General features: G+C 69.7%; 17 protein-coding genes and 1 pseudogene. 11 read left to right on the top strand and 7 right to left on the bottom strand.

Translation table 11 applies throughout. From position 1 onward, the window contains the following. Positions 1-122: 122 nt before the first annotated feature. On the top strand, positions 123-380 hold the full coding sequence (locus Q3W71_RS01170) for a hypothetical protein (RefSeq protein ID WP_088995185.1): 258 nt from the start codon (positions 123-125) through the stop codon (positions 378-380). A gap of 849 nt (positions 381-1,229) precedes the next feature. Here Q3W71_RS01170 and Q3W71_RS01165 read toward each other — a convergent pair. After that, positions 1,230-1,811: an HD family hydrolase gene (locus tag Q3W71_RS01165; protein ID WP_302917408.1), complete on the bottom strand. Its 582-nt coding sequence runs from the start codon at positions 1,809-1,811 to the stop codon at positions 1,230-1,232. Beyond that, on the bottom strand, positions 1,808-2,935 hold the full coding sequence (locus tag Q3W71_RS01160; protein ID WP_302917407.1) for a DNA-binding transcriptional regulator: 1,128 nt from the start codon (positions 2,933-2,935) through the stop codon (positions 1,808-1,810). The genes Q3W71_RS01165 and Q3W71_RS01160 overlap by 4 nt, the downstream gene beginning before the upstream one ends. Positions 2,936-3,514: 579 nt before the next feature. Between Q3W71_RS01160 and Q3W71_RS01155 the strand changes: the two genes are divergently transcribed. Together Q3W71_RS01155 and Q3W71_RS01150 are read left to right on the top strand one after the other, a co-directional pair. After that, entirely contained in the window at positions 3,515-3,733 is a 219-nt protein-coding gene (locus tag Q3W71_RS01155; RefSeq protein ID WP_302917406.1) for a hypothetical protein, read from the top strand. Beyond that, positions 3,730-3,903, top strand: coding sequence for a hypothetical protein (locus Q3W71_RS01150; protein WP_302917405.1), 174 nt, complete (start codon positions 3,730-3,732; stop codon positions 3,901-3,903). Before Q3W71_RS01155 ends, Q3W71_RS01150 begins: the two co-directional genes overlap by 4 nt. Positions 3,904-4,174: 271 nt before the next feature. Here Q3W71_RS01150 and Q3W71_RS01145 read toward each other — a convergent pair whose 3' ends face one another. After that, positions 4,175-5,398 (bottom strand): MFS transporter, encoded by a 1,224-nt coding sequence (locus Q3W71_RS01145; protein ID WP_302917404.1) that lies wholly within the window; start codon positions 5,396-5,398, stop codon positions 4,175-4,177. 115 nt (positions 5,399-5,513) lie between these two features. Between Q3W71_RS01145 and Q3W71_RS01140 the strand changes: the two genes are divergently transcribed. Beyond that, the gene (locus Q3W71_RS01140) at positions 5,514-6,389 is read left to right on the top strand and encodes a LysR family transcriptional regulator (protein ID WP_302917403.1); all 876 of its coding nucleotides are present in this window, start codon (positions 5,514-5,516) and stop codon (positions 6,387-6,389) included. A 144-nt stretch (positions 6,390-6,533) separates the two neighbouring features. Here the strand turns inward: Q3W71_RS01140 and Q3W71_RS01135 are convergent, their stop codons facing one another. After that, on the bottom strand, positions 6,534-6,959 hold the full coding sequence (locus Q3W71_RS01135) for a helix-turn-helix domain-containing protein (protein ID WP_302917402.1): 426 nt from the start codon (positions 6,957-6,959) through the stop codon (positions 6,534-6,536). A 139-nt stretch (positions 6,960-7,098) separates the two neighbouring features. Between Q3W71_RS01135 and Q3W71_RS01130 the strand changes: the two genes are divergently transcribed. The 4 genes and pseudogenes from Q3W71_RS01130 to Q3W71_RS30920 all read left to right on the top strand — a co-directional run bounded on the left by Q3W71_RS01130 (position 7,099) and on the right by Q3W71_RS30920 (position 10,568). Then, positions 7,099-7,587, top strand: a complete 489-nt coding sequence (locus tag Q3W71_RS01130; protein ID WP_302917401.1) for an SRPBCC domain-containing protein — start codon at positions 7,099-7,101, stop codon at positions 7,585-7,587. A gap of 87 nt (positions 7,588-7,674) precedes the next feature. After that, positions 7,675-8,238 (top strand): NADPH-dependent FMN reductase, encoded by a 564-nt coding sequence (locus Q3W71_RS01125; RefSeq protein WP_302917400.1) that lies wholly within the window; start codon positions 7,675-7,677, stop codon positions 8,236-8,238. 480 nt (positions 8,239-8,718) lie between these two features. Next, a complete protein-coding gene (locus Q3W71_RS01120; RefSeq protein WP_302917399.1) occupies positions 8,719-9,525 on the top strand; it encodes an SDR family NAD(P)-dependent oxidoreductase in 807 nt (268 codons plus the stop codon). A 228-nt stretch (positions 9,526-9,753) separates the two neighbouring features. After that, positions 9,754-10,568, top strand: a pseudogene (locus tag Q3W71_RS30920) (FAD-dependent monooxygenase). Here Q3W71_RS30920 and Q3W71_RS01110 read toward each other — a convergent pair. From Q3W71_RS01110 to Q3W71_RS01100, 3 genes are all read right to left on the bottom strand, one after another. Continuing rightward, positions 10,537-11,115, bottom strand: coding sequence for a hypothetical protein (locus Q3W71_RS01110; RefSeq protein WP_302917397.1), 579 nt, complete (start codon positions 11,113-11,115; stop codon positions 10,537-10,539). The pseudogene Q3W71_RS30920 and the gene Q3W71_RS01110 sit on opposite strands and share 32 nt — an antisense overlap. An 84-nt stretch (positions 11,116-11,199) precedes the next feature. After that, on the bottom strand, positions 11,200-11,904 hold the full coding sequence (locus Q3W71_RS01105; RefSeq protein ID WP_302917396.1) for a 2OG-Fe(II) oxygenase: 705 nt from the start codon (positions 11,902-11,904) through the stop codon (positions 11,200-11,202). Between the two features lie 34 nt (positions 11,905-11,938). Further along, the gene (locus Q3W71_RS01100; RefSeq protein WP_302917395.1) at positions 11,939-12,442 is read right to left on the bottom strand and encodes a methylated-DNA--[protein]-cysteine S-methyltransferase; all 504 of its coding nucleotides are present in this window, start codon (positions 12,440-12,442) and stop codon (positions 11,939-11,941) included. Between the two features lie 215 nt (positions 12,443-12,657). Between Q3W71_RS01100 and Q3W71_RS01095 the strand changes: the two genes are divergently transcribed. From Q3W71_RS01095 to Q3W71_RS01085, 3 genes are all read left to right on the top strand, one after another. Then, positions 12,658-13,239, top strand: coding sequence for an RNA polymerase sigma factor (locus Q3W71_RS01095; protein WP_302917394.1), 582 nt, complete (start codon positions 12,658-12,660; stop codon positions 13,237-13,239). Beyond that, positions 13,236-14,057 carry an MGMT family protein gene (locus Q3W71_RS01090; protein ID WP_302917393.1) on the top strand — a complete coding sequence of 274 codons (822 nt, stop codon included), beginning with the start codon at positions 13,236-13,238 and terminating at the stop codon, positions 14,055-14,057. Before Q3W71_RS01095 ends, Q3W71_RS01090 begins: the two co-directional genes overlap by 4 nt. A 95-nt stretch (positions 14,058-14,152) precedes the next feature. Next, positions 14,153-14,710 carry a DUF4303 domain-containing protein gene (locus Q3W71_RS01085; RefSeq protein ID WP_302917392.1) on the top strand — a complete coding sequence of 186 codons (558 nt, stop codon included), beginning with the start codon at positions 14,153-14,155 and terminating at the stop codon, positions 14,708-14,710. The last annotated feature ends 122 nt before the right edge of the window (positions 14,711-14,832 follow it).

Below are 14,832 nucleotides of genomic sequence, written 5' to 3'. Positions count from 1 at the left end.
GGTTTCCGCAACTCGGCGCCCATATAGTGGCAGGTCGCCAAGGAATGATCGTTCTTTCACACCGAAGAGGTCTGGGCAGGCCCCGACTATCTGGCCAGTCGGTCATTGGGCATGATGAGTTCGTGGACGACGTGACGCTAACAAACTTGCCCAACGTCCTACTGCGTGAGGGCTTCAACCCCGACAGCTATCGGGTGTACGGCGGCCTCGGAGCTAACGAACGCTACGTGCTTGACGTCGGCCCGGCGGGTTGGGAGGTTTACTACTGTGATTTACGCGGGATGAAGGACGGCCTCCGAGTCTTTCAGACAGAGGGCGAGGCTTGCGCCTACTTCCTCGAACTCTTGCGGCGCGACCCCACAACGCGGCGGCAACAGTAGGCCTGCACCTCACGGTTGGCCGTCGCGTGCCCGACACGTGCCCGTTCAGTCGGTCAGCAGGGGGCAACAAGAACTAGGGCCTGGGTGACTAGCAGAGTGGCGACCGGCAAGCACACGGGCGGACAACCACGGACGCCGGTCGACGATTTCCTCAGCCCACCGCCCATCTCGACGCTGGCCCCGCTAGCCAGGTAGTTCCTTCGCACCGAAGCGGTCGGCGTGGCTGTCGCTGCCGACCTCAGTGCCCAGCCGCTCGAAGGACATAGCCTGGCTCTACGTCAGATACCGCCATGTCAGGCAGTACGAGAGATGTGGTATCGGGACGCGAGTGCAGCTCAACGTAGGCGCGGGTCGTGGCCACCACGGGGCCGTCACACAGAACCTCTACCATGTCGCCTTGGCGCAGCTCGGTCGGGCTACAACACCCGGACACGATCACTGGACGGCCGTGAATGTTGAAGACATGGGAGATCACCATCGGCTAGCGCCGCGAGCACGATCGCGAAGACCAGACCGAACGCTGAGAACACCCGCAGGAGGTTTCGGCTCGGCCGTCGACGATCCGTGGCCGGACTCTAGAACAGGTCTACAACGACCTGGCGCGGTCGGACCTAGCGCGCGCGGGGGTAGCGGCGGTGAGGGCCGACGGCAGCGGCGACCTGACATCAGCCGTTGACATCAACGAGGGCGGCCGAGGCCGGACCAGCGCGGACGGATGTCGCCTCCGGGCCAATACCGTTGAACGTCAGCGGACGCCACGGCTCCCGGCGGATGCGCCTTGGAAGCGAGGGGTCAAGGCCGGTAAGGGCCATGAGCCCTTGACGGTAGATCTAGGGATGTTTCTTCGGCTTACTCCGGCAGCGGGGGAGGGGTGAGCCAGGCGAGGGGTTGTCCGCTGAGAGCGGCGTCGGCGAGGCGGTGGGCGCTCGCGGTCTTGAGCGCGGCTCGTGAGCTGTCGATCCAGCGCTGGACGTTGTCGATGCCCTGATGGCGGTACTCGACGGCTTGGACGAGGCATTCGAGCTTGTCGGCGTCGCGGGCGACGACGGCTTCGAGCGTCTCGCCGGCTTCGTATTCGGCGACGGCGGCGATGATGACGTCGGCGACTGCGGGTGGACAGGTGGCGACTTGGTCGGCGGTGACGGCGGTGTTGGGTGCGGCGGTGAGGTAGCGCTTGGCGATGTGCGGGATGTCGGTGATCCGGGTTTCCTGGGTGTCGTGCAGGACGCAGAGCATGGACACCCGGGCCGGATCCGCGCCTTCCATGGCGGCGAGCACCATTCCGATGAGCGCGGTCCGGAACGAGTGTTCGGCGATCGACTCGGGGTGCTTGACGCCGGCGAACCACCAGCCGGTGCGGGCGGCGCGTTTGAGGACACCGGCTTCGAATATGAAGCTCATCGCTCCAGCGGCGTCGTGGTCGTCGGTCATCTGCCCGTCCCTGTGCCGGTGAGTCCGTCCGCCCGCAGGCTGTAGACGATAGAGGTTAGTTCCTGCCGGGACTGCGCGGAGATCTGGTCACTGTCCAGGAGCGGGACACTGCGGTCGAGGAGTGCCCGAGTCGCGGTGGGGTTGTCGAGGGCGAGACCGCGTCGTGCGGCCAGCAGAGCCCAGACGTTGTGGATGTTGAGGTCGACGAAGGGGTGTCCTGTGTCCAGGCGCTGAACCAGGTGCCGAAGAAGGATCGAGCCGTGCCAGTCCGCGAGCGTCCCGGGCATGAAGGAGTCGTCGCGGTGGCGGTACGGGATCTCGCCCACCCAGTAGGCCGAGTAGTTGAGGGCTGCTCGCTCGCAGGCGTCGTCCGGGTGTGCGTGGGCGATGAAGTCCCGCAAAGGTTCTGGGTCGCCCTGGTTGGCGAGGGACGTGACGACGGAGCGGGCGTCCGGCCACAGCGGTGACCAGGTGCGGAAGGTGGTCACCCGGCGGGCGCGGGCGGTGGTCTGGGCGAGCCATCCTGCCGCTGACCTGGTGGGGTCCATGCCGGTGAGGAAGCAGGCTTGCCGGTGCAGCAGCACGTTTCGATCCTGTCCGGCTGCGGCGCGTTCGGCGAGCACGTGAAGGTGAGCGAAGAACGCGCGTTGCTCGTCGACGGGCAAGGTCGGCCCGGGCGCGACCGGACCCCGCCGGGGATGGGCGACGGGTAGCCCTCTGGCGAAGGTGGGTGTCTGTCCGAGGACGGCCCAGAGGATCAGATCGGTCAGGCGGTGGGTGAGTACTGACCAAGCCAGCGGCTGTTCGGCGATGTCGCAGCGGTCCACCTGTTCGTCGAGGACTGCGGCGAGGATGAAGTCTGCCTCGGCGGCGTCGTCGAGTGCGGCGAGCAGGACTGCGTTCGCGCCGAGCCGTCTGAGCCGGTGCCGGACGGCGATTGCTTGCCCGAGCGGCACCGCGGTGAATGACCGCCGCCCGGATTCCCAGCTCTGCACGGTCACGCGGTCGACGCCCAGGCCCACGGCGAGCTGCTCCTGCGTCAGCGGGATGGATTCCCGGATCAGCTTGAACAGGTAGCCGGTCACCCCGCCGCGCTGTAGTGCCGATCGTCCGCGACCTGCCATCCGTCATCCCTATATTGACCGGTGGTCGACGTTCCCGCCGTGAAACCAATGCTGCGGAAGGCCGTTTGGCCTGCTCACTCGTACTACGGGTGAGTCCAACCGCCGTCCCCGTGATCGTAGCGTCGCAATTACCGAACGTTCCAGAGCCGGTCCCGTGGTTTCGGGGTCGGTCATGGAGCGCTGCCCGGCGGAGGGAAGCAGTGATGCGGGAGAGGACGCCACCGTGGCGCCGAGTGTCCTACGACCATTACCTGATCGCCGTCGTGATGACCCTGGCGCGGCGACACCGCCCGGCATGGTCGTGGCGCAGGTGGGCGTGGGTCTGTCGCTGTGGGGTCGACCTGCCCTGCCGTAACCGACACCGCATCCCGATCAACCGGAAGCACTGGCCCGCCCAGGAGAAGCAATGAGCAACGAGACGGAGCGGATCCTGGTCACACATCTGCCAGGGACGGACGGCCTGTGTAGCGGTTGTCGGGCGTGGTGGTCGCGGCTCACGCCGTACCCGTGCTGGCAGGTGGACTGGGCGACCAGCCGGCAGGCGCGGTCCCTGACGGCGGCGCTGCTCGGGGGCCGCGCATGACCACGCACGGCCCGGTGTTACCTATCTGGAGCTGCGGCGGCTGCGACGCGCCGTGGCCCTGCCGTACCCGGCAGCGAGAGCTGCGCGCGGAGTTCGACGGCGCTCCGATTTCCCTGGCTCTCTACCTGGGGGCTCAACTGGTGCGCGCCTCCGAAGACCTGAGCTGGGTGCCGGCGGGGGTGCTGCACCAACGCTTCCTCGGCTGGCTGCGGTGAGCATCCTGCGGCCCGGCGACGAGAAGTTCCACTACAGCGATGGCTCCCACAAGTGGATCCCGCCAAACCCGGACTACGACCAGGAGGTCTGGAACGAGCAGGTCCGCCAGCACAAGCAAGGCCACCTGCGGAACGAGCGCCCCAAGGTCCGCGTCCAGCGGCTGATTTGATGCCAGCAGTACAGCAGCGAAGTACAGCAACGGTGCCAGCCGAACTGGGCCGAGAAGCGCCTCAGCAGTCCCATTGACCTCGCATTAAGCCCGACCCGACCCGCTCGCCGAGAGTTCACACCGAAGAGGTCACTGGTTCGATCCCAGTATCGTCCACTGTAAGTATTTGCAGGCAATGAGCCCGTCACCGGAACCACCGGTAACGGGCTCTCGCGCTGTTGCCCCTTCAATTGGGAGCAGGGCGTGCCCGCCTTCGGTCGGCCTGGCTTCCCTATGGCTGCGCCTCAGCGGGAAACGTTGGGCGGTCCAAGCCATGCGCGCGGCGGGACCGGGCCCCGGTGGCCAGAACGGCGAGCCCGATCAGCACCAGTCCACCGCCGACCATCGCTGCGGCGGCCGGGCCGGCCGCATCAACGACCCGACCGCCGAGTAGCGCCCCGCCGGCGATGGCCAGGTTGAACGCGGCCACGAAAAGCGCCGTCACCGGCTCCGCGGCCCCCGGCGCCGCCCGCAGCAGCCAGTTCTGACCGGTGACGGAGACCCCGCCGTACGCGATTCCCCAGGCCAGCATGGCCGTGACGGCGCCGGGCATCCCTGCGGCCGCGAGCAGCGGCGCCGCGAGCATGGCGGTGCTGAGCGCCGCTACGACGGCCAGCATCGTGCGGTGCGGGGCGCGGCCGGCGAACGCGCCGCTGACGAAGGTGCCGACCACCCCCGCGAGGCCGTACGTGAGCAACAGCGCGCCGACGAGCCCGGCCGGGACGCCGCCGAGCCGCTCGAGCACCGGCCGGACGTACGTGTAGGCAGCGAAGTGCCCGACGATCACAGCCGTGACAGCGACCAGCCCGGTACGCACCAGGCGGTCACCGAGCAGTGCCCGCATCGCCCGCAGGCGCGCCGGTTCCTGTACTGGCATTGGCGGCAGCGCGGTGGCCAGCAGCCAGGTCACCGCCAGCGACAGTCCGCCTGCGGCCAGGAACGCCGCCCGCCAGCCGACGAGATCGCCGAGCAGGGCCCCGGACGGCACGCCGAGCACCGACGCAACGGCGACGCCGCTGAAGATGATCGACGTGGCGGTGCCGACCGAGCGGGCCGGCACCAGGCGGACGGCGAGCCCGCCGGCCACCGACCAGATACCCCCTATGCAGACGCCCACGAGGAGACGGAACGCCACCAGCGGCGCGATGTGGTTGACCGTCGCCGAGGCGATGTTCGCGGCGGCGAGCAGCATGCCGAGCGCGACCAGCAGTCGCCGACGGTCCATCGCCCCGGCCACCAGCGGCACCAGTGGCGCCACGGCCGCCGCGACCAGGCCGGGTACCGTCATGGTCAATCCGACCATGCCGGCGCTGCTGTCCAGGCTGGCACCGATCGTGGTGAGCAGCCCGACCGGCAGCATCTCCGTGGTCACCACGGCGAAGACGGCGCCGGCCACCGCGCCGACCCCCGTCCACCGGGGCCGAGTGGCCGTCGCCACATGGTTGATCTTGGTCATGCTCTTTAGCCTGGTCTGGCCGAGGCGAGGGAACAACGGCGAAGCGTTCGTCGGACGATGAGCGGGGCTTATCGATCGACACAGCGGGTCGGGGCACTTCGGGAAGGGGTACGGCATGGCCAGCCAACCGGAGCTGCGCGAGCTGGAGTGCTTCCTGGTGCTCGCCGAGGAGTTGCACTTCGGGCGCACCGGCGAGCGATTGCGGGTCTCGCAGAGCCGCGTCAGCCAGCTCCTCGCCACTCTGGAACGGCGGATCGGCGGCCGGCTCATCGACCGCACCAGCCGTCGGGTGGCGCTCACCCCGCTGGGCGAGCAACTGCTGGCCGGGGTGCGGCCCGCGTACGCGGCCGTGCGACAAGCGGTCGAGGAAGCCCGGGACGCCGCCCGCGGCGTCCACGACGTGCTGCGCCTCGGATTCCAGGGGCACGTGGATGCGGGTATCGCCGCCGCCGTCAACGCCTACCAGGCACCCGGCCGGCGGGTGGACCTGACCGAGCTGCCGCTGAGCGACCCATTCGGCGCACTGCACCGCAGCGAGGTCGACGCGGCCATCGTGTTGCTGCCGGTGCGGGAACCGGAACTGACGCTGGCACGGGTCTTCTCCCGGCAGCAGCAAACCGTCGCCGTGTCCGTGCGGCACCCATTCGCCGAGCGTGCCGCAGTGGACGTCGCGCAGTTGGTGGAGCTGCCGTTGATCGGGCCGGCTGCGCCAGCGCCGGAGTACTGGCGGGCGGCGCAGGCGCCCGTCGTCACGCCCGCCGGCCGGCCAATCCCCGCCGGGCCGACGGTCACCACCCTCCAAGAGGGCATCGCGCTCGTCGCAGCGGGTCGGGGCGGGATGCTGGTGTGCCGGCGCACCGCCGGGTTGCAGGTCCGCCCGGACGTCGCATTCGTGCCGGTCACCGGGCTGCCAGAGTCGGCGCTCGGCCTTGTCGTCCGGGTACCGGGCTGCGGCACGCTGGCCTTCGCCGAGGCCCTCCCCGCCACCTGAGCCCGCAGCCTTGACCGGCCCTTGGCCTGTGACCGCTTCGACGGTGTCGACTCGTGGGCCCACTCATCCGGTCTCGGCGCACTGTCATGTGTGGATCTCGGCTGGAGTTCGCGATGCGGCAGCCACGAGGGAACCGTGGCGCGGTTACGCGTGGGGCAGGGTCGCCGTGTTCGCGGTGGGTGCCTGGTCGAACTCGTCACGGTTGCGGACGAGTTCGCTCTGGTGGCCACGGACCCAGTGCACGAGTCCGTCCACGGCCTCGCTCAGCGAACGGCCGAGCGGCGTCAGGGCATATTCAACCCTCGGGGGTACTTCCGGGAATGCGGTCCTGGTCACCAATCCGTCGCGGGTGAGGGCGCGCAGGGTCTGGCTAAGCATCCGCTGGGAGATGCCGGCGACCTGTTCGTGCAGCGCGGTGAAGCGCAGCGGGCCGGAGGCCAGGACCGTGATGGTCAGCAGCGTCCATTTGTCACCCACCCGCGCCAGCACATCGCGGACGAGCTCGATCGTCTGGACGCAGTCCGGCGCGACCCCGCGCTGCGCGAGTTCGGTAGCAAGGGAGCTCGTCATGGCTTTGTTCCTCATGCGTCAGTAGCTGACTTCAAAGTGCGTATGGGAGAGCCGGACTAAATCCGGTGGGCGCACGTTTCTTACTGATCGTAACTGACGTGCGGCCACCACTTCGTGGCCGTGACAGCGGGAGGACGGCATGGTCCGGCACGACACGTTCACGATCTCGCGGCACCTCGACGTGCCACCGGGCGAGGTCTTCACGGCGTTCGCCGACACCGCGATCAGGCGGCGGTGGTTCCGGCTTCCCGGCAGCGAGGTTTCCTACGAGCACGACTTCCGGGTGGGCGGAGGCGAGACGGCGCGCAGCACCTACACCGCGCTGGACACCGCATCCGAGCGGCTGGAGTTCCGGTCGCGGTACATCGACATCGCGGGCCCCTACCGGATCGTCTACGGCTACGAAGCCGCGGTCGACGGCGAACTGCGGTGGACCTCGCTGGTCACCGTCCGGCTCGACGCCGAGACCGACGGAACCCGCCTGGAATGGACCGAGCAGGTGACATTTCTCCGATACACCGATGACGGCAGTGTGGACCTGGCGCACCTGCGCGGCGCAAGCGTGCTGCGGCTGAACGGCCTCGACGCGGCATTGCAATCCGGACATCGGCGTCAACGACGGCGGTGAAAGTGCGTGTCGCACGCAGGTTCCGATCCGCCCAGCACAACGTTTCCGGCCATCCGTAACCATCAGATCAGCAGAAATGGAATACGCATGACGAACATCGGGATCATCCTCGGCAGTACCCGCCCCGGGCGGGTCGGTCACCAGGTGGCCGAGTGGGTCGCCAAGCAGGGCAACCAGCATGACGGCATTGACGTCGAGGTGGTGGACATCGAGGACTACCGTCTGCCGATCTTCGACGAGCCGCAGTCACCGCTGCTCGGGTCCTACGCCCACGACCACACACGGAAGTGGAGCAAAAAGATCGCCGAGTTCGACGGATACGTCTTCGTCACGCCGGAGTACAACCGATCGATCCCCTCGGCGTTGAAGAACGCCATCGACTACCTCTACGGCGAGTGGAACAACAAGGCGGCGGGCTTCGTCTCCTACGGAAGTAGCGTCGGCGGCGCCCGCGCGGTTGAACACCTGCGCCTCATCACGGCAGGTCTCCAGCTGGCCGGCGTGCGTACCCAGGTCAGTCTGTCACTCGCCACCGACTTCGCAGCGTTCACCACGTTCACCCCCGGTGATCGCCACAACACCACGCTCCGCCAACTCTTCACCGAGGTGACCGCCTGGACCGACGCGCTCGCACCACTGCGTCAACCCTGACCACACCCGGACCGCTCGCGGTGACAGTCAGGCCGTCGCCCAGGCGGTGGCCTGCCCCGTCGCGACGGGCCGGGCCGTCCCCCTGCCACCACCACGCCGCTGCGCATCTTCGGGTGCCACGGTCAGCCGACGAGGAGCACGTACACATTGGTCAGCCGGTGCGCCTCGGTCAGGCTCACGGACAGCTCGCGCTGAATGTCCGGCAGGGCGAGGACGACCAGTCCCGCATCCCGCGTTGACCAACAGCGGGGCGAGACAGACCAGCGGCAGCAGGAGTTTGCGCGGCCGGATCACGGCGGTGGACATGCGGAGCTGGGAGAAGGCGGGATGCGTTGCCGTTGAGAACCCCCCGCTCCGATGGCCGGTTGCAGCCGAGCGTCCGTGCAACCCGTCCGCATCCGTCGGGGTTCAACCACCGACAGCGCACCCCAAGGCTCCACCCTGTTCCCCGGGGGAGGGCCTCGACCCAGAAGGACAATGATGGATCTCAACCTCTCCGGTCGCGTGGCCGTGGTGACCGGCGCCTCCAAGGGCATCGGCTTGGCCGTGACCCGCTCACTGCTCGAAGAGGGTGCCAAGGTCGTCGCGGTCTCCCGCAAGACCACGCCGGAGCTGGAGCAGCTGGCCGGCCCGAACCTGCTGCACGTGTCGGCAGACCTGATGGACCCCGACGCCCCCGGGCAGGTTGTGGCGCGCGCGGTCGAGCACTTCGGCGGACTGGATGTCCTGGTGAACAACGCGGGTGGCCCGCCGCCGGGCGTCACCATGCCTCGCACCGGCTTCTTCGACAGCAGCGACGAGCAGTGGCGCTCGATCTTCGAGTTCAACCTGCTCTCCGCGGTCCGCGCGATCCGCGCGGCCATCCCTCAGATGATCGAGCGCGGCGGTGGCTCCATCATCAACATCTCCACCGGCATGGCACGTCAGCCGGCACCGGTCAACATCGAGTACGGCGCCGCGAAAGCGGCCCTGTCCAACCTGACCAAGGCCCTGTCGGAGGAGTTCGGCGCCAAGGGGATCCGCGTCAACACCGTCTCCCCAGGCGCCGTGCGCACCGCCTGGTGGACCGAGGAGGGTGGCGCGGCCGACGTCATCGCTGCGATGGCGGGTGCCGACCGCGACAGCGTCATGGACAGCATCGCGCCTCAGATGATGGGCCAGGTCACCGGCCGCCTCATCGACCCGCAGGAGGTCGCCGACGCGGTACTGCTGCTGGCGTCCCCCCGTTCGGCGAGCACCACCGGCTCGGACTACGCGGTCGACGCCGGCTTCCACAAGAGCGTCTGATCGGGGGAGCGCGGGGCCGGGCCCGGCCGTGACCGGGGGTTCCTGCGCGCCCACCAAGACCGATCGCATGGCGGTACCGGACCCCGGCGGCTCACCGCGCCGCCGGGGTCCTTCCGGTCCGCCCGGGCCCCATGCCGATTGTCTGAGGCGTACCGGCCATCGAGGAGAAAAACCGAGCATGCCAGCTCTCAGCCGCCGGCCGGCGGCAGCGTCGACACCGGCGTCGCGGTGGTGGGCGGGGGTCCGGTCGGCACCCTCGTCGCACGCGAACTCGCCCTGCTGGGCATCGATGTGACCATCCTCGAGAAGCTGCCGAGCCGGACGGGATCTCCAAGGCGAGCACGCCGCACGCGCGCACCGCGCAGGCCCTCGACCGTCGTGGGCTGCTGGAGGCGGCGCAGCCGGGCCGGTACGCCGCGTCCCGCGACACCCGCGGGCCGGTGCGCTTCCATCTCGCCTCGATCTTCGAACTCGACCTGTCCCGGGTCGTCGAGGAGGGCCCGGTGCTCGTCGGCAGCCCGCAGGCCTACGCCCAGGAGGTTTTCGCCGCGGCCGCCGTTCGGCTGGGCGGACGGTTGGGGCGTGGCGCGGAAGTGGTCGGCCTGGTGGAGAACGACGAGCATGTCCGACTACACCTGCGGGCCGTTTCGGGCGTCGAGACGACGCTGACGGCCCGCTGGGTGGTGGGCGCCGACGGTGCGCGCAACGCCGTACGCAAGCTGGCCGGCATCAGGTTCCTGGGGCGACGGACCGACTGCCGCCGCGCTCCTGGGCGAGGTGAGGCTGCTGGAGCCCGCCGCCGCACCCGGCGGGTGGCGACGCACCCCGCGCGGCTGGACCCTGCTGTGGGTCGACCCGTACGGGTTGAGCCGCGTGTGTACCCACGACTACCGCAGGGCCGTATCCGGACCGGCACTCCCGTCCGACGCTGGAGGAGTTGCGGGGTGAGGTGGAGCGCATCGCCGGCCGCCCCGTATGCCAGCGGTGACACGGCCGCCCTGCACGCCGCCCTCACCCGCTGGTTCGAGCCGCGAACGTGGTGACGCCGCGGCCACGGACCTCCCACGTGCCACCGTCCGCGCTCGCGCCGCGCAGGCCGTCCAGGACACCGGGACCGGCGAGCGCCGGCAGGCGCGAGTCGCACAGTGAACCGAAGGCGTAGGTACGGGACGGCGCCCAGAGGGTGCTGGTCAGAAGCCGTCGGGCGAGTGGAACGAAGCCGGTCATGGCGGCGGCCACGACCCAGGCGTCGGGGGTCTCCGCGGTCATCCGACGAGCGGACCGCAGCCATGACGCTGCGGTCTCGGGCCAGTCGACGACCGCGAGTACCACCCCGCCGCGTGCCTCCCACACCGCGGTGAAGGCCGCCGCGGACGTCGTGGCGGCGGCATCCCGGCTGTGACCGATCACTACGGTCGTGATGCCGGACCGGGGCACCGTCAGCAACCCGGTGAGTGCGGCCAGTTCGGCCGCCGTGTGCGGGACGGGCCACGGCAACCGCCCGAGTGCCCTCGACACGGCCGGATCGACGAGCGGGGAACGGCCGGCCTCGTCCCCGACATCGGTCCGGTGGCGGTCGAGAGGTCGCATGGGTCTGCCTCTCGTGTCTGGATCTCCAAAACGGCCCCTCGCTTAACCGGGACGGCCGACGGGAGATGATCGGGGACGCGGTGGCTATGCGTCGTGGAAGACCAGGCCGAGGGCGTGCCGCCGGCCGGAGTGGACCATGCTGACCCCGTGTCGGACGGCGCCGGCGGACCAGCCGCGCCTGGTGCGTACCGGCCGGTCGCGCGTCGTGAAGACGAGGCCGTGCCCTTGGGGCAGGGCGACGGTGGTGCCGCGTGACTGGGCCCGAGGGCGTTGTTCGACGAGCAGGAACTCGCCCCCGGTGTAGTCGGCGCCGTACGTGTCCAGACCGATCACGACCTGGAGCGGGAAGACCAGGTCGCCGAAGACGTCACGGTGCAGGGCGTTCCAGTCGCCCTCCTGATAGCGCAGCAGGATCTGCGCGGAGCGGTCCTGTCCCGCCTCGTGGCACATCGCCAGCCACTCGTGCAGGTCGTCGGGCCAGGGTGCCGGGCGTCCCAGCCGCTCGGCCCAGTCACGGGCGACGGCCAGCAGACGCGGGTAGAGCGCCTCTCGCAGCTCCGCGATCGCGGGAGGCAGCTCGTGGGTGAAGTAGCGGTACGTTCCGGAGCCGAACCGGTGCCGGGCCATGTCGACGGTGGTGCGGAACAGCTCGGCCCGCTCGTACAGGGCGGCGATGGCCCGGCACTGCTCGGTGTCGAGCAGGGGGACGTCAGGGCGCAGCCGTGTGCGTCCAGTGATTCGGCGAGCGCGGCCCAGTCCGTTTCGGCGACGCGCCGGCGCGCGTTCCACGGCGCGATGTCGGTGTTCATGCCTCTCCTCCGAGTCAGACGGCGAGCATGGAGCCTTCGAGCGCGAGCAACATCTGCTTGCGCCGCAGGCCACCGGCGTAGCCCGTGAGTGCGCCGTTCGCGCCGACCACCCGGTGGCACGGGCGGACGACCAGCAGCGGGTTGGCGCCGATCGCCGCACCGACAGCGCGCGCCGCGCTGGGCGGCTCACCGAGCCGGGCGGCGACCTCGCCGTAGGTGACTGTCGTGCCGTACGGGATGGCGTCCAGCGCTGCCCAGACCCGGCGCTGGAAGCCGGAGCCCGAGGGGATGTATCGGATGTCGAAGCGGTTCAGTGTGCCCACGAAGTAGGCGGCGAGCTGGTCGGCGACCGCGGTGAAGGCCCCGTCGTCCCGGACCCAACCGGGCCGTACGGTCGCACCCCCGCTCTGGTCCGGGAAGGAGAGGCAGGCGAGGGCGATGCCGCCGGGGGCGGTCGCCATCCGCTCGCCGACCACCAGCAGTTCACCCAGCGGACTGTCGAGGGTTGTGTAGATCACCGTGACTCCTCAGGACATCGTCGATGCCCTTGAAACACCGGATGCGTCGTTCGGGTTGCAGGATCCGGCGGCGCCGCGGACGTGGCATGCCACGACCGGTACTGCCGCCGACGACCAGGCAACGCCCCCCGGCGAGCTCGTAGGCTGGGGACTCCCACCTGTCGGGCTCCGCCGCATTCGGCAACCCTTTCTCCGAAGGCGGTGTTCTACCAGCGATGGAGGAGCTTGCCGAGCAGTTGACCGACCTGCTGGCGCAGGACCTGGACGCCGGCTTCACAGAGCTGGTCCGGGTCCATGCCAGAGCTGTGCACGCGTTCCTGCTGCGCGTGTCCGGATCGGCCGCGGAGGCGGATGATCTGGGACAGGACGCTTTCCTGCGGGCCTACACGGCGCTGCAGGGCTACCCGCCGGAGCGGCGCCGGGCGTTGCAGCCGCGCGCCTGGCTGATGACGATCGCGGCGAACGTGTGGCGCAATCACGTGCGCAGCAATTCGCGCCGTCCGTTGTCCGTCATGCGGGTGGACGACGCACCGGACATGTGGTCGGACGCGGATCCAGGCCCGGCGGACCGTGCTCTGAACGCGGACGACCGGGGCCGTCTGGTCGCCGCGCTGTCCCGGCTGCCGGAGTATTACCGCGTACCGGTGGTGTTGAGGCATGTGGTGGGGATGAGCTATGCGGAAGTGGCCCAGATCCAGGGTTGCCCCGTGGGGACGGCCAAGGCGCAGGTGTCACGTGGCATGAGCGACCTGCGCCGGCTGCTGACCTGGGAGGAAGAAGGGGAGGTGGCGACATGAGCGGGGGAGACCACAACCAGCTACCCGCGTCGCAGATCGGGTCCGATTCGCCCGGCGAGCTGGGCGAACCGCCGGCGCCGGTGGACTTCGCGCTGAGGATCCTGCAGCGCGTGGGCATCCCGCGCGATCGGTACGACACGTACGTACGCCTGGACACGGCAGCGGGCGGCCTGTTCGTGGCCTTCACACCGGAACTCGTCACCGGGGCCGTACTGGCAACCGGGGGGCTCACCGCCGAGAGGTTCGAGGAGCTGCACCGCTCGCGCACCGGTCGGTCGGCCATCCCCACCGGCACGCCCCTGCCCGGGCTGCTGACAGCCCTGCGCACGGGCCGGGTCAGAAGATTGTCGCTGGACCTCGGCCCGGTCGACGCGCTGGAGGCCCGGGTGCTGCGGGCGGTCCAGACCATCCCTGCTGGGCAGCTGCGTCCTCTCTCCTGGCTCACGCGTGAGGCCGCGCTGCCGCCCGCGCGGGGCGCCGACGCCGTGCTGAACGTCCTGGCACACAATCCGTTCGTCGTGCTGGTCCCCTGCCATCGGGTGACGTACGAGCACGGGGCGCCCTGCGACGCGGCCTACCTGCCAGCTGCCGGAGACGCGCTGCGGTCGGCGGAGGGCGTCGACATGGCCGAGGTGCACCAGTGGTCGCGAAGTGGTGCGGTGTTCCTCGGCAGTGACACCACCCACATCTACTGCCATCCGACGTGCGCCAACGCCCGCCGGATCACGCCGGCGCACCGGGTGCCGTTCACGAACGCCCGAGAGGCGCGTCGCGCGGGTTACCGCGCCTGCAAGAGCTGCCGGCCCGTGGCGGCCTGAGCACCGCCGCCGTTCGGCGTCGCACCCGTCGCCTCGGTCGAGGCGGCATCTACACACGTCGGGGTCGGGGGTAGGGGGCGCGGTAGCGTGCCCCGGTGGATTGGGACTCCTTCGAGACGGCATGGCACGACATCGGATGCCAGACCCTGGCCGGCATCGCCGCAGCGCATCCCGACGAGCAGCTGTACGCCGCAGCCTTCCACCTCTTCTACAGTGATGGCGCCCAGATCCTCCCGCCGGCCCTTGCCGCCAACACCGAGGCGGCGGTGCATGAGAACGACGGGTACTCGACGCGGTTCGCCGCACCGGAATGGCGGTGGGACGTCCTGGAGGCCGCGAGCGACGCGATGCGGCCGTGGTACCACCGCCTCAGCGAGGAGTTCCTCGCGCCCGCCAGCGCTGACGCCGCACGGGACGCGGCGTCGGACGCGCTGGATGCGGCCCACGACGGCGCGATGGCCAGGGTCTGCAAGGCGATGACCGAGACTGCCCGTCGAGGTGGCATCCACGACTCGCTTCCGACCAATTTCGTCGTCGTCATCCTCGAGGGTCAACGGGGGGACGAGGAGGCCGACCTGATCCGCCGGAGCGTCGACCCACAGGTCCTCGCGACCGTCCCGGAACTGGCCGATTACCTGCGAGAGTTCCAGTAGGCGGGAGCTCCAGCGGGTTCGACGGCTTCGTCGTCTCGATGCGCTCTTCTGTCGCTGGTCCGGCGCACCGTCTCGTCGAACTTCTGTCGGGGGTGCTCCGGTGCCGTCATCACCGCGCTCAG

The sequence above is a fragment of the Micromonospora sp. C28SCA-DRY-2 genome (assembly GCF_030519475.1).
Taxonomy (GTDB): Bacteria; Actinomycetota; Actinomycetes; order Mycobacteriales; family Micromonosporaceae; genus Micromonospora.
Note: the sequence above shows the minus strand (reverse complement) of the source record. Positions and strands in the feature narration are given on the sequence as shown.

Excerpts from the sequence above, each read along its gene's own strand:
- Q3W71_RS01165 (WP_302917408.1), bottom strand. The coding sequence starts at position 1,811 with ATGACCGACGACCACGACGCCGCTGGAGCGATGAGCTTCATATTCGAA.
- Q3W71_RS01160 (WP_302917407.1), bottom strand. The coding sequence starts at position 2,935 with ATGGCAGGTCGCGGACGATCGGCACTACAGCGCGGCGGGGTGACCGGC.
- Q3W71_RS01155 (WP_302917406.1), top strand. The coding sequence starts at position 3,515 with ATGACCACGCACGGCCCGGTGTTACCTATCTGGAGCTGCGGCGGCTGC.
- Q3W71_RS01145 (WP_302917404.1), bottom strand. The coding sequence starts at position 5,398 with ATGACCAAGATCAACCATGTGGCGACGGCCACTCGGCCCCGGTGGACG.
- Q3W71_RS01140 (WP_302917403.1), top strand. The coding sequence starts at position 5,514 with ATGGCCAGCCAACCGGAGCTGCGCGAGCTGGAGTGCTTCCTGGTGCTC.
- Q3W71_RS01135 (WP_302917402.1), bottom strand. The coding sequence starts at position 6,959 with ATGACGAGCTCCCTTGCTACCGAACTCGCGCAGCGCGGGGTCGCGCCG.
- Q3W71_RS01130 (WP_302917401.1), top strand. The coding sequence starts at position 7,099 with ATGGTCCGGCACGACACGTTCACGATCTCGCGGCACCTCGACGTGCCA.
- Q3W71_RS01125 (WP_302917400.1), top strand. The coding sequence starts at position 7,675 with ATGACGAACATCGGGATCATCCTCGGCAGTACCCGCCCCGGGCGGGTC.
- Q3W71_RS01120 (WP_302917399.1), top strand. The coding sequence starts at position 8,719 with ATGGATCTCAACCTCTCCGGTCGCGTGGCCGTGGTGACCGGCGCCTCC.
- Q3W71_RS01110 (WP_302917397.1), bottom strand. The coding sequence starts at position 11,115 with ATGCGACCTCTCGACCGCCACCGGACCGATGTCGGGGACGAGGCCGGC.
- Q3W71_RS01095 (WP_302917394.1), top strand. The coding sequence starts at position 12,658 with ATGGAGGAGCTTGCCGAGCAGTTGACCGACCTGCTGGCGCAGGACCTG.
- Q3W71_RS01090 (WP_302917393.1), top strand. The coding sequence starts at position 13,236 with ATGAGCGGGGGAGACCACAACCAGCTACCCGCGTCGCAGATCGGGTCC.